The organism is Cyclobacteriaceae bacterium (genome assembly GCA_025808415.1).
Classification (GTDB): domain Bacteria; phylum Bacteroidota; class Bacteroidia; order Cytophagales; family Cyclobacteriaceae; genus UBA2336.
Map to the genome: position 1 here is coordinate 872,420 of CP075525.1, position 12,934 is coordinate 885,353.

At 42.2% G+C, this 12,934-nt stretch carries 15 protein-coding genes and 1 tRNA gene; 11 read left to right on the forward strand and 5 right to left on the reverse strand.

Going from position 1 to position 12,934, the window contains the following annotated elements; all coding sequences use genetic code 11:
* The first annotated feature begins 51 nt into the window (after positions 1–51).
* From KIT51_04050 to KIT51_04065, 4 genes are all read left to right on the forward strand, one after another.
* Positions 52–825 carry a LexA family transcriptional regulator gene (locus KIT51_04050; protein UYN87449.1) on the forward strand — a complete coding sequence of 258 codons (774 nt, stop codon included), beginning with the start codon at positions 52–54 and terminating at the stop codon, positions 823–825.
* 72 nt (positions 826–897) lie between these two features.
* Positions 898–1,350 carry a D-tyrosyl-tRNA(Tyr) deacylase gene (gene dtd, locus KIT51_04055; protein ID UYN87450.1) on the forward strand — a complete coding sequence of 151 codons (453 nt, stop codon included), beginning with the start codon at positions 898–900 and terminating at the stop codon, positions 1,348–1,350.
* Positions 1,347–2,015: a M15 family metallopeptidase gene (locus KIT51_04060; GenBank protein ID UYN87451.1), complete on the forward strand. Its 669-nt coding sequence runs from the start codon at positions 1,347–1,349 to the stop codon at positions 2,013–2,015. Before dtd ends, KIT51_04060 begins: the two co-directional genes overlap by 4 nt.
* 92 nt (positions 2,016–2,107) lie before the next feature.
* On the forward strand, positions 2,108–2,437 hold the full coding sequence (locus KIT51_04065) for a nucleotide pyrophosphohydrolase (GenBank protein ID UYN87452.1): 330 nt from the start codon (positions 2,108–2,110) through the stop codon (positions 2,435–2,437).
* A 23-nt stretch (positions 2,438–2,460) separates the two neighbouring features.
* On the opposite strand, the gene KIT51_04070 is transcribed toward KIT51_04065, so the two are convergent.
* From KIT51_04070 to KIT51_04085, 4 genes are all read right to left on the reverse strand, one after another.
* Complete coding sequence (locus KIT51_04070; GenBank protein ID UYN87453.1) at positions 2,461–3,165, reverse strand: 2-phosphosulfolactate phosphatase; 705 nt, start codon at positions 3,163–3,165, stop codon at positions 2,461–2,463.
* Positions 3,166–3,202: 37 nt separating this feature from the next.
* A complete protein-coding gene (locus KIT51_04075) occupies positions 3,203–3,598 on the reverse strand; it encodes a GxxExxY protein (GenBank protein UYN87454.1) in 396 nt (131 codons plus the stop codon).
* Between the two features lie 31 nt (positions 3,599–3,629).
* Positions 3,630–4,712 (reverse strand): glycine cleavage system aminomethyltransferase GcvT, encoded by a 1,083-nt coding sequence (gene gcvT / locus KIT51_04080; protein ID UYN87455.1) that lies wholly within the window; start codon positions 4,710–4,712, stop codon positions 3,630–3,632.
* A gap of 46 nt (positions 4,713–4,758) precedes the next feature.
* Positions 4,759–4,832: transfer RNA gene (locus tag KIT51_04085), tRNA-Pro, on the reverse strand.
* A gap of 115 nt (positions 4,833–4,947) precedes the next feature.
* Between KIT51_04085 and KIT51_04090 the strand changes: the two genes are divergently transcribed.
* The 6 genes from KIT51_04090 to KIT51_04115 all read left to right on the forward strand — a co-directional run bounded on the left by KIT51_04090 (position 4,948) and on the right by KIT51_04115 (position 9,308).
* On the forward strand, positions 4,948–5,487 hold the full coding sequence (locus KIT51_04090) for a sigma-70 family RNA polymerase sigma factor (GenBank protein UYN88493.1): 540 nt from the start codon (positions 4,948–4,950) through the stop codon (positions 5,485–5,487).
* On the forward strand, positions 5,484–6,266 hold the full coding sequence (locus KIT51_04095) for a HEAT repeat domain-containing protein (protein UYN87456.1): 783 nt from the start codon (positions 5,484–5,486) through the stop codon (positions 6,264–6,266). Before KIT51_04090 ends, KIT51_04095 begins: the two co-directional genes overlap by 4 nt.
* 54 nt (positions 6,267–6,320) lie before the next feature.
* A complete protein-coding gene (locus KIT51_04100; protein UYN87457.1) occupies positions 6,321–7,085 on the forward strand; it encodes a DUF4097 family beta strand repeat protein in 765 nt (254 codons plus the stop codon).
* A gap of 81 nt (positions 7,086–7,166) precedes the next feature.
* A complete protein-coding gene (locus tag KIT51_04105; GenBank protein ID UYN87458.1) occupies positions 7,167–7,916 on the forward strand; it encodes a hypothetical protein in 750 nt (249 codons plus the stop codon).
* Positions 7,917–7,986: 70 nt separating this feature from the next.
* Positions 7,987–8,727 (forward strand): DUF2490 domain-containing protein, encoded by a 741-nt coding sequence (locus tag KIT51_04110; protein UYN87459.1) that lies wholly within the window; start codon positions 7,987–7,989, stop codon positions 8,725–8,727.
* 71 nt (positions 8,728–8,798) lie between these two features.
* Positions 8,799–9,308, forward strand: a complete 510-nt coding sequence (locus KIT51_04115; protein ID UYN87460.1) for an SET domain-containing protein — start codon at positions 8,799–8,801, stop codon at positions 9,306–9,308.
* Positions 9,309–9,320: 12 nt separating this feature from the next.
* Here KIT51_04115 and KIT51_04120 read toward each other — a convergent pair whose 3' ends face one another.
* On the reverse strand, positions 9,321–12,263 hold the full coding sequence (locus tag KIT51_04120) for a hypothetical protein (protein UYN87461.1): 2,943 nt from the start codon (positions 12,261–12,263) through the stop codon (positions 9,321–9,323).
* Here KIT51_04120 and KIT51_04125 point away from each other — a divergent pair.
* The gene (locus KIT51_04125; protein ID UYN87462.1) at positions 12,258–12,920 is read left to right on the forward strand and encodes a hypothetical protein; all 663 of its coding nucleotides are present in this window, start codon (positions 12,258–12,260) and stop codon (positions 12,918–12,920) included. The two genes, KIT51_04120 and KIT51_04125, sit on opposite strands and share 6 nt — an antisense overlap.
* The last annotated feature ends 14 nt before the right edge of the window (positions 12,921–12,934 follow it).

Here is a 12,934-nt window from a genome sequence, read left to right on the forward strand (position 1 = left end):
TGTATAATTGCCCGAGCATCGGGTGGTTATAACTCTAAATCTTTATAGCATATGACTATCGTCAATAAGAACCTCAAACACCTCCGACTCAAACACGAACTCACCCAAAAGCAGTTTGCTGAAAAACTTGGGCTGAAGCAATCCGTTATCGGGGCGTATGAAGAAGAACGTGCCACACCGCCACTCAATGTGCTGTTGGACGTGTCCAGCATATATAAAGTGAGCATGGATGTGCTTACACGAAAAGATTTAAGCAAGCTCCCCGAAAAGGAATGGAAATCATCTGCTTCAGAAAAGGAAGTTTTGGCCATTACCGTTGATCCATCAGGTAAAGAAAACGTAGAGCTTGTTTCTCAAAAGGCATCTGCTGGCTACCTGGCCGGCTATCAAGATACTGAGTTCATAGCGGAACTTCCAAAAATTAATCTTCCGGTTTTGCCAAAAAACAAAACGTATCGTGCTTTCGAAATTCAGGGCGACTCTATGCTGCCTGTTCAACCGGGCTCTGTTTTGTTTGGTGAGTATGTGGAAAACCTGGATGCTATAAAAAACGGAAAGCCTTACGTTTTGGTAACCCAGCAGGAAGGCATTGTATTCAAACGGGTTTTTCGCTTTGATGATGATCCTGGAAAGCTCCTGCTCGTTTCAGATAACCGGCAATACGAGCCTTATGCTATCGCTGCTACCGATGTACTGGAAATCTGGAGTGTGCGCGGCTATTACTCCTCTAAACTTCCTGAAGGTGACATTGTAGTTTCATCACTAACCGATCAACTTGCCTTGCAGGTGCTCCGGCTTCAGGAACAGCTCAATAGAAAACATTAACTCTTATTTTTAAACCTTTCTATAAACCTTCAAGGTCTTTAAGACCTTGAAGGTTTTATTATTTTTGGGATTATGATAGCCGTCATCCAGCGCGTTTCTTCCTGTTCTGTTGAAATAAATAAAACCATCAAATCGTCCATTCAAAAAGGTTTATTGGTATTACTGGGTATTGAAGATGCCGATACCGATGAAGACATCGAGTGGCTTACCAACAAAATTGTAAACCTTCGCATTTTTAACGATGCCGATGGGGTAATGAATGTAAGCGTGAAAGACGATGGTGGCGATATACTGGTGGTGAGTCAGTTTACATTGCATGCAAGCACGAAGAAGGGAAACCGACCTTCGTACATCAGAGCATCTAAACCCGATTTTGCTATTCCGATGTATGAGAAATTTATCAAGACGTTAGAAATTACATTAGGTAAGCCTGTTATGTGTGGTGAGTTTGGGGCTGATATGAAAGTTGCTCTCGTCAATGATGGCCCGGTTACCATAGTTATCGATACAAAGAATAAAGTATGAAGTACGTTCTGTTTTTTCTTATCTCTTTTCCGGTTCTATTGCAAGCGCAGTATAAATACGGACTTACACCGGTAACGCTTGAACAGTATCAGCAACAAGTAAAGGCCAATCCTGAAAAGGAATTAATCGACCTGGAAAAATTTATTCCGGGTATTGTGCTGGATATCCGTTACGCAACAACCAATAATTTTACTGGTGAAGTAATCTATAATCTTCCCAGAGCCTATGCCCGTAAACCTGTGGCAGAAGCCTTGAAAAAAGCGCAGGAAGAATTTTCGCGACATGGCGTTAAAATAAAAATCTATGATGCCTATCGCCCTTATTCGGCAACTGTAAAATTCTATGAAGTATACCGCGATACAACCTATGTGGCCTCACCCTACAAAGGCTCGCGGCATAACCGCGGTTGTGCTATTGACATGACCTTAGTTGATTTAAAGACAGGTGAAGAATTGAAAATGCCCACTGAATACGATTCTTTCAAGAAGGAGGCCTGGCCTTCTACACCGGTAAAAGATCCGCTAATTAAAAAGAACCGCGACCTGATAATTTCTGTCATGCACAAGCATGGCTTTAAAGTCAATGCCTCTGAATGGTGGCATTTCGATTTCAATGGTTGGCAGAAATTTGAAGTTATGGATATTGATTTTGAGAAATTTGAGTAGATGTAAGACAGAAAAAGTTAGTAGCAAGACAAAAAAGATAATCCTACTACTTGTGTCTTGCTACTTGTGTCTAATTATTTACGTCTAAAAATATGACTATCGAACAAGCGCAACAACGAGTCGACCAGTGGATAAAAACCATTGGTGTGCGGTACTTTAACGAACTGACCAATATGGCTATGCTTACCGAAGAAGTAGGGGAGTTGGCCCGTATCATCGCTCGCAGGTATGGTGAGCAATCTGAAAAGGAAAGCGACAAGAATAAAGACCTTGGGGATGAGATGGCCGATGTATTATGGGTGTTGATTTGCCTGGCCAATCAAACTGGAGTAAATCTCACGGAAGCGTTTCAAAAGAATATCGAAAAGAAGAATACGCGCGATAAAGACCGTCACCAGCAGAATCCAAAATTGAAAGATTAAATTTGATCAGGGAGTTGGCATTATTATGCTCGCACTAACTCTCCATCAACAAGTTTAGGAATTATTTGGTATTGATCGGGCGTAAGGCAAAATTCAATGTCCTTATGAATGTTCAATCGGTTCAATCGCTTCACGTGACTGGAATCCTTTAAAAAATCCACCATATCTTTTTTGGCGAGGTTATATAAGCGCTGTGCCGCAAGGGGTGCATCACAATCCGGTTCAACGAGATTTTTCAGGTTTTCGACTAATGCACCGGCAAACAGCGTGTCTTCTAAGTTTACTTTCCCTTTCCACGCGGCACACACCACCAACACGCTATCTTTTCCTTTTTTCAGATATTCGGTAACAGCTGAAAGATTAAGAAATGACCCAATGATGATCTCTTTAGCACCTTGTGATTTGGCAATGGCTTGCGTGCCGTTGGTTGTAGTAAAAGCAATTTTTTGTCCTTTCAGGCTATCCGCCATGTACTCAAAAGGAGAGTTACCGAAATCAAACCCTTCAACCTTTTCACCGTTGCGTTCACCGGCAGTGTAGTAACCTTTTATCTTCATGGCCTTACATTCTTCCAGGTTGGCAAAGGGCCGTATGCTTTGCACCCCATGTGCCAGGGCAGTGACCATGCACGATGTAGCACGCAGAATATCCACTACCACAACGGTCCGATCATTTACAGGATACAGGTGCATTAAATCCGGACTAAGACAAACATCAATAGTCTTCATATTGTCAGAACTTTGATTTGATTGATATTGATGATAATCATGATGGAATAAATTTCTTATTCTGTAGTCGATGAAAATCAAGTTTCGTGTTTCCGAAATTAATAAGTAAACCTACTTCCAGGTTATATGCCTCCAAATAATTAATGGCCTGTGCAAGATGAACAGGTTCTAGCTTGATCAATGCTTTTATCTCTACACTTATTTTGTCCTCAACTAAAAAGTCAACCCTGCGTGTGCCAATATGATTTTCCTTATAGAAAATAGGCATTTCATATTCACGTTCGTGTGTAATGGTTTGTAGTATGAACTCCAAGCTTAAAGCTCTCTGATAAATTACTTCCTGAAATCCGTTACCTAAGATATTATGAACCTCCATGGCACAACCAATGATTTTTCCTGTAAGCTCGGAATATTTGTATTCAGGTTTTATCATGAAGGATCAAACATATCACACCGATCATGGTTCAGACAAAGGGGGTCTTGCAAACTTCCGCTTTTAGCGCCCGTCCCCTCACATCAATAAATATTTCCCTTCCGGGCGATGATAGTTCGATTGTAACGTATCCTAACCCTATACCAATGCCTAATACAGGAGACATGGTTCCGGAGGTTACTTTTCCAATGGTATTACCGGAGGCATCTTTAATCAGGTAATCGTGACGGGGAATGCCCCTATCAATCATTTTAAACCCAATCAATTTTTTCTTTACACCTTCTTCTTTTTGTTTTTTGATGTTGGCGGAATTGGTGAAGTCTTTCGTGAATTTTGTGATCCATCCCAGGCCCGCTTCAAGTGGCGATGTTGAATCATCAATGTCGTTGCCGTAAAGGCAGAAGCCCATCTCTAAACGCAACGTATCGCGTGCCCCTAATCCGATGGGTTTAATATCAAATTCTTTTCCGGCATCAAAAATGGCATGCCATACTTTTTCAGCGTGGTTTTTATGTACGTAAATCTCAAAGCCACCCGCACCGGTGTAGCCCGTGTTCGACATAATCACATCAGGCACGCCTGCAAATTCGCCAAGTGTAAAGTGGTAGTATTTGATCGTACTTAAATCTGTCCTGGTTAATTTTTGCAATGTGGTTACCGCTTTGGGGCCTTGCACGGCAAACAGGCAGATGTCATCCGAAATGTTTTTCAGATCTGCGCCTTGCGTATTGTACTGCGAAATCCAGTTCCAATCTTTCTCAATATTACCGGCATTCACTACCAGCAAGTAATCTTCATCTTTTATTTTATAAACGATCAGATCATCAACAACCCCGCCTTTATCATTCGGAAGACAAGAGTACTGTGCCTGACCATCCACCAATTTAGAAGCATCGTTACTGGTAACACGTTGAATTAAATCTAAGGCTTTTGGTCCTTTTACGGTAAATTCGCCCATGTGCGAAACATCAAAAACACCCACCCCGTTTCGAACGGTCATGTGCTCTTCAATATCGGAGGAGTAGCGTACCGGCATATTGAAGCCGGCAAAAGGTACCATTTTGGCACCAAGTTTTACATGTAAATCGTTCAGGGGAATTTGCTGTATGTCCATTTGGAGCAGTTAGTTAATAAAATTCCTGACCACAAGTCAGGAGTTGTCGGGGCGACTGGATTCGAACCAGCGACCTCTTCGTCCCGAACGAAGCACGCTACCGGGCTGCGCTACGCCCCGAAAGTGTGCAAAAGTAAGCCATCTGTAACAATTTTAAAATGACGTAATTCGGTACTGTAACCTTTTTGGCTTTACCCGGTAACGAACACGAAACTTGACAAAAAGCATTGATCTGATGAGCGATGAAACCCTCATGGAGGCTGTAAAAAATGGCCACCTCCAGCAAATATCTGTGCTTTTTGACCGCTACCATAAGCGCATTTTCAATTTTTTGGCACGCATGACTATGGATAGGGATTTGGCCGAAGACCTGACACAGAATGTATTCCTACGCATTATTAAATACCGGGGAAGCTACCGGGATGGTATGCGGTTTCAATCGTGGATTTATCAGGTAGCCCGCAATGTGTTTTCAGATCACTACCAGGCTTCGAAAAACAGAACCTCAGGTTTTGTGGATATAGACAAAATGGGTGAAGCGATAATGGATTCGTACGAAAGTGTGGAACAGGATGAGCGTGAAAAACTACTACATAAATCATTGGCGATGCTTAACGAAGAACAACGCGAACTTTTGGTGCTCACCCGGTTTCAGCAAATGAAGTACGAAGAGGTGGCGGTAATTATGGGTACTACTGTAGCCAATATTAAGGTAAAAGTGCATAGAGCCATTCAAAAATTAAGGGAACATTATTTTCAACTGGAACAGATATGAATCAGGAACAATTATCAGGCATGATCATCGACTACATTGATGGTAAGCTCAATACAATTGATAGGCAAGTTATTGAGATGGAGCTTGCAAAAAAGACAGAAGCCTATAAACTGTATGTACAGTTGAAGGAAGTGATGAAGGTGATGGATAGGTCCGAAGAACTTGAGCCCTCCGCAAAGCTTAGAAATAATTTTGATACATTTCTAAAGGCAGAAATAGAACTAAATAAAAATTCAAAAACAGTGTTTTTCTCCCCGACATGGTATCGGGTTGCAGCGGCTGTGGCGTTGCTTATTATTGGTGGTGGAACTGGATATTGGATCAGTCAACAGAATCAACAACACAACGAGCTAATAGTATTGCAAAAGGAAATGGAAGAAACCCGTAGGTTGGTTCTTGCACAGATGAATAACGATCAGTCAGCCAGTCAACGCATGCTTGGTGTTATGGCTGCTTATGAGTCGGTGCAGGCCAATAAGCCCGATGATGAAATTGTGGAAGCACTTGTAACCTCTATGAATACTGACGGTAACAGTAATGTGCGGTTGGCAGCGGTTGAGGCATTAAGTAAGTTTACTGCTGAAGAAAAAGTACGAAGGGCACTGATCGAATCCTTAGCAACACAAAATGACCCGGTGATTCAGATTGCATTGATTCAGTTGTTAGTGCAGATGAAAGAAAAAAATGCAATGAAATCCTTTAAACAAATTATTGAAGATGAGAAGTCGTTGCCCGCTGTAAAGGACGAAGCACATGCAGGGATTTTTAAACTATCCTAGAAAACATTCGCGATGTATATATAAATGTTTGATTATTATTTAACTCTTTAAAAAATGAAAAAGCAAATTTTAGCAATAGCATTAGTACTTGTTGCCGCTGGGGTTTTTGCCCAGGAATATAGGCTGCCCAAAACTTCAGGCAAACTGATGATCAGTGAAGTGAACAACGTCACCATCGAAGGATATGACGGAAAGGAGATCGTTTTCTCTTCCATGGATGGTGCACGTGAAAAGGATAAGCGCGCTGAAGGCCTGCGTGCCATCAGCGCCATGGGTTTGGAAGATAATACCGGTATCGGTTTGTCTGTGCAAGACAAGGGCAACACGGTAGAGGTATACCAAATGAAAAAAATGGAGGGGCCGAAAGTTAAGATTATGGTGCCAAAGGGCGTTACAGTGTCGTACGCTCACACATCTCCCTATGGAAGTAATGTGAAATTTAAAAACCTGACCAGTGAAATTGAGGTATCGACAGTTCATAACAGCGTTCATCTGGATAATGTTACCGGCCCGCTGGCCATTAAAACCGTGCATGGAAGTATTGATGTGATCTTTGGCAGCACCATTAACAATCCGGTATCTATCGTATCTGTACATGGCCCTGTTGATGTAACCATTCCGGTATCAACAAAGGCCAACCTGGCCATGACAACCAGCTACGGTGAAATGTTTGTTGATCCATCCATCAAAATTGAGTTTGAAGACCAAGGCGAATGGAAGAAGTATGGATCCAATAAAGTGAATGGAAAATTGAATGGTGGCGGACTGGACATGAAGCTTTCCTCCACGCACAATAGTATTTACCTACGCAAAAAGTAATTAGCAGTTCAAGGTAATCCCCGGGCACTGAACTTGTTGAAGTATAGAGGGATGACACTGGACTTTTCAACCCCAACCGTTATGAGAATAAAACTTTTGCTGGGCCTGATCGCCCTGAGCGGTACATTGTTTGCCCAAACTAAAATTGAACAATCTATTCCGGTTCAAGCCAGTCAAAAACTGGAACTTGCCTTCGATTATCCGGAACTTATAAAAATTCAAACCTGGGATCGGAAGGAGGTTATGATAAAAGGAGAAGTGAGCATTAACAAGGGTGAAAATGACGATGCGTTTGAGCTTATCACATCCATAAAAAACAATGTTGTTTTAGTTACGTCTGAACTCAAGGATAAAGATAACCTGCCAAAACGTATCGTAATAAAAAGGGGTGAAATGGAATATGTTTTCAAAGCCAAAGATTATAAAGATCCTGAAGTGAAAAAATTTCTGGAGGAAAATGGTGGTAACTATACCTATATGTCCTCGGGTATAATCAGGGAAATAAAACTTGAAATTTTTGTACCGGCAGGCATGGAAACAACCGTAGAAGCGAAATATGGAATAGTTGAAATTTTGGGTTTTAACGCTCCCTTGAAAGTTACGGCAACTTATGGCGGAGTGGATGCAACCATAAATTCACGTTCAACCGGTGAGCTAATTGCGCGTACTCATTATGGTGAAATACTCACCAACCTTGATCTTCCTTTCGACTCATCAAAAGATACAGACTCAGGCTACAACAAATGGACACAGGTTTCGGCAAAAGCAGGAAATGGACCTCGTTATACGTTGGAGTCGAAGTATGGAAAAGTATATCTCCGCAAACCGTAGTTAAGAAAGTATTTTTACTCCTACTGTAAACCGACTTGTAAATGTCAGTTTACATTAGGAGTATTGCCTTATGCTTAGATTTATTTTTGTAAATACAGTTTTCGCATTAGCGTTTTCGGCATTTGCCCAAACAAAAAATATTGTAACCAGTGAACAAACCTGGTTGGCTTATTTAAATCAAACCCGCCTCACTCACCGATCGGGGATTTGGCTTGACTTGCACGCCCGGCTAACCGATGATTTTGCCGAACGGATGAGCCAGGATATAGTTCGGCTGGGGTATGTGTATTACCTGCACGATAACGTGCGGTTAACGGCCGGCTATGCCTACATTACTAACTTCTCCGGTGACGACAACATTCCTAACCTGCATGAGCACAGGCCCTGGCAGCAAGTACAATGGTATGATAAAAGGAAGTACTTTAACATGATGCAGTACCTGCGCCTTGAACAACGGTATAAGGAACACCTGGTAAGCGGAGAAGTAGCGGGGAGTTACCAGTTCAACTATCGTGTTCGCTACAACATGGCACTTACTATTCCCCTTAAAAGCGGGGGTGTTCAACCTAAAACACCCTTTGTATTTATTAACGATGAGCTCATGATCAATTTCGGAAAAGAGATCATAAATAATTACTTTGACCAGAACCGTTTCTTTGTAGGCTTTGGCTACCAGTTCACAAAAGGATTAAACGCCCACCTGGGTTACCTCAATGTTTTTCTGGAGCGCCCTTCCGGAACAGACTTTATCAATACTCATGCAATACGTTTGTTTGTATTTCATAACCTTGACCTACGTAAGGAAAAATGAGATACTGTTGTAATAAATTTTCAGCCTGTTAAAATTCCCCTATCTTCACGCCCGATTTTTTAAACTAACCTATGGCACTACTGGAGAAACACCTCATTGTAAAAAAATCAACCTTACCCAATGCCGGCAAAGGCTTGTTTACCAAAGTGGCCATTCCTAAAGGAACCCGAATTGTTGAATATAAAGGCAAGATTACCACATGGAAGGAGGTGAAAGATGACGATGGAAAGAATGGTTATATCTTTTATGTGAAGCGATACCATGTTATTGATGCCTGGAAAACCGAACGCCACCTGGCCCGTTACGCCAATGATGCCAAGGGCCTATCAAAAATCAAAGGCATTACCAACAACTGCGACTACGTTACCGATGGCTTAAAGGCTTATATCGAATCAAAAAAGAATATTCCTGCCGGGGCCGAAATTTTTGTTGACTACGGGCCCGACTACTGGAAGACTATCCGTGAAAACATAACCCTGGCCAAAAAGGAAAAGCGGATTGAAAAGAAATCAAAGGGGAAGCAGAAAAAGCATTATAAACGAAAAACTGCCAAACGTGTTGATACGCATCATGCGCACTAAGTAAAAGGTGTGTTATTTTCTTGACTTTAATTTCTCAGCTTCGTCTAGTGCGCTGGCTGCATAAGCATCAAACCCAACACGTGCGGCCTCAGCGGCATAGGCAATCCATAGGCGATACGAATTGGTATTAAGCTGAACAGCCTCAGCCAAAATGGAATAAGCCTTCATATCATTTTGATCACGGTTTTTAAAATACCGGGCTGATGCGATAATCCCCTCTTCGAAAAACGGGTTGTACGTGGCCAGTATGGCATAATTGCGCGCTGCTGTTTGCGTATCTCCCCCGCCCTCACTAATCAACGCCTCGTAGAGTGCTTTTTCAAGCTCTCGTTTTTTGTCAAATGAAAGGCTATTAAGGCGACTGGCTAACCCATTTATGTCGCCCCTGAAAGCCAATAGCAGCAACTCAAAATGTTTTTGTTTTTCAACCAGGCTTTTATCCTGAACAGGAATGCCACTGGTTTGTATAAGGTACCGGGTAGCCGCTTTGTGGTGCATCACATCAAACTGACGTTCGGCCATTTCTATAAGGGCTGCAACTTTTAAATCGTTATCCTGTATAGTGTTTACAACCCGTTCAAATAATACGGTATCGGCAACACCAATGCGGTACCGGCAGAACTGGTATTTCTCCAGGTCATTCAGGTTATCAATGCTTGCGGCATCGAGAATTTTCTTCAGTTGCCTGCCAATCTCCCGTATATTTTCATTTTTGTGCCGAAGCAGGGAATCTGCCGCGATCCTTGCTTCAGGCAGGTACCGGGCCTCGGCTAGTGCAATGGCGTTGTAGAGCCTTGCCTCTTTATAATCGAACTGTACAGCATAATTGAAACTCTTCAGCGCCAGGTCAGGGCAGCCTTGTTCCAAAGCCCAAAGGCCGGCTATGTAATTGAACTTACCCTGCATAATCTGGCTCAGGTAGGCCAACTCACCCATAATGGATAGGGCACGCGTTACATTATTCTGTTGATAGTATGCTTGGGCCAAGGTAGCCTTCAGGGCCTCGTGGTAATCGATATTTAAAGAGTCGGAAACTATACGGTCTATTTGATGAAGCGCAACGGTATCAATTTTTTTAAGGAAGTGCACCAAGTAGTTGTTGAGCAACGTGGCCGTGGCAATATCTAATGGTTGAGCAGCCCATGGGTTAAGGGTGTAATCAAATGATTGTTTTTGAAGTGATGCTACTGCCAGGGCATTACTTAACGTGAGCGCTGAAGGCGTGTTAAACTGGCGCACCAGTGAATCGGCTTGTACCGGTAAGTACTCCTGTCCGATAAGCCCAAGTATATTGGCTTCGGCAGCTTGTTGCGATCGTTTGTGTTTGCGGGCAGCATCAAAAAATAATATAGCCGAATCAAGTTTATGGATTTTGGTGTAGGAATAGCCAAGGTTATTTTCAATCACACCGTGGTGTGGGAATTTTTTAAGGGCTCTTGAAAATGCATGTATCGATTCAAATGTTCTGCCTTCCAGTAACAATAAGTTTGCATCGTTAACCAACGAAAAAGGTGTAGGTCTTTTATCATTGGCCAGTTCGTAATGGTTGTGGGCTTTTGCAACGTTGCTTTTTTGGGCTTCAATTTTAGCCAGGGCATAGTTTGATCGGTTGTTCTGAAAACCATAGCTGCGCCCTTGCTGGTAATAGGCTTCGGCTATAATAGGTTTGTCGATTAATTCATACAAATCACCCAGGTGATTATAAAACCCGGAAACGCCATGGTATACAAGCTCGCGCCAATTGGAGTAGAACACGAATGCCAGGGTAGCAATCAGTCCGGCAAATCGAAATGTGAAGTAAGGCATGCGGGTAGGCTTATACAGCACTTTCCACGCGTTGAGGTTTTCTGCCATCATAATGATGAAGTTGGAAACGATGTAGATCAGAAAAATGGCACCATAGCCAATGTGACTGAAAATTATCGCGCTGCGAAAAATGCGAATGGCCGGATCGTTATGGTTTCCTGATAATAAGCCACCGGTAAGAAATGTAATAGCAGCAAGTGCAACAATAAAGTAAGCTCCAAAGGGGTTAAACTTTGTAATGTTATCGTAAAGTGTTTCGCGTTGTCGGAAGCCCCAAATGCCCAGTACGGCAGAAACCGTAAGTAAAAGATAGAAGTTGATATACAGGAAATCCCAGGTGATAAGTTTTGCTTCGTGCATATAGGCTAATACCAGGTTTACCATATACACCACACTAATGATGGAGAAATGCCGCAGGCTCTTCGATGACGAGGTTCCTGAACAGGTGATGTATACAAACGCAGCAGGTATTTCATGTGCTACCATCAGTATAAAAATCAAGGCAAGAACTAATCCCGGCACGTACGCTGTTACGGCCAGGTGTAAAAATGGGTAATCAACGGCCGAAAAGAAATGGACAATAAATGCAGTGATAACAGTGAGCAGGATGAAAATTAAAAACCGTAAAAGAAACGGTGTTGTTGGGCGCAGAATATTGAAATAGAAGGCAGGAAGTATAAACCCAAACAGGATTATTATTGGAACCATCCTGCCGGTTAATCCAAAGAGTTGCAGTACCTCAAGCCGTAGACTAACCATAAAAAGAGTGAAAAGCCCCATGCCCACGAAATACCAAAATCTTTCCAGTGTGGTGATAACACAAAGCATAATCAGGCTACACAAAACCAAGCCGCCTAAAAAGATATAAGAAGCAAGGGTGTTTGGCTGTATGTTGCCTCCGTTAAAATATTCGAAGGTCAGGTAGGATTCGATGGGTATGGAAAGTTCGAAATTCCCTATATCAAACGAGTGGCTAACGGTTTCGATTGTTTCTTGTTGGTGATAGGCATCCCAGTGAATAACATTTTCGGCACCTTTACTATAGCCAACCCACATGAAAAGAATGGAAAGAATTAAAACGGCACCCAGTATATACCCGATAACCCTATAATCAAGCGACCAACTTGTCCAAAACCAACGTGAATGCATAGCTCAAAAAACTGGATGGCAATCTACTGGTTTTTATGTGTTAATTTATTCTTAAGCCCTTCACAATTTCGAAATGTTTTGGTAACACTGCTCTGCCATGCTTCTGCTTCTTCATGCGTTACCTTTGTAACGATGTTACATACACGGTTTATAACACTTTTTCTCTTCGTTTCCCTTTCTGTAATTGTATTTACAGGTTTAACTACTATTTCCATTTCGTCTGAACGTAAACTCCAACAACATAACGAGGCTACCGGAAGCAACACCTTTACGTGTTTGTTCAATGGTAAAGTATGGCAACAAGAGCAGGTGCAGGCTGAACTTTCACAAGATGGAGACACATTTTATTTAAGCTTGTGGATGGGAGGGGATTTCTCCGACAGGATAGCTTTTGTAATGGATCAACCTGTGGTTGCACCCGGTGTTTATGAATTGAACGATCCCTTTTCACGGTATATTCTCATAAGGCGTCAGGATTCAGCATGTGTGTTTTCTTCCGATGATTATTTTAACGGACTCCTGATCGTAAACGTTTTTGATGCAGGCAAAAACCTGATTGCCGGTTCCTTTGAGTTTATGGCTTATTCAGAGAGTTGCAATAAAACCATCCGGGTTAACCAAGGTCAGTTTGATCTTACGTATCGCCAGTCTAATTAAAGTTCTGGCAGAAA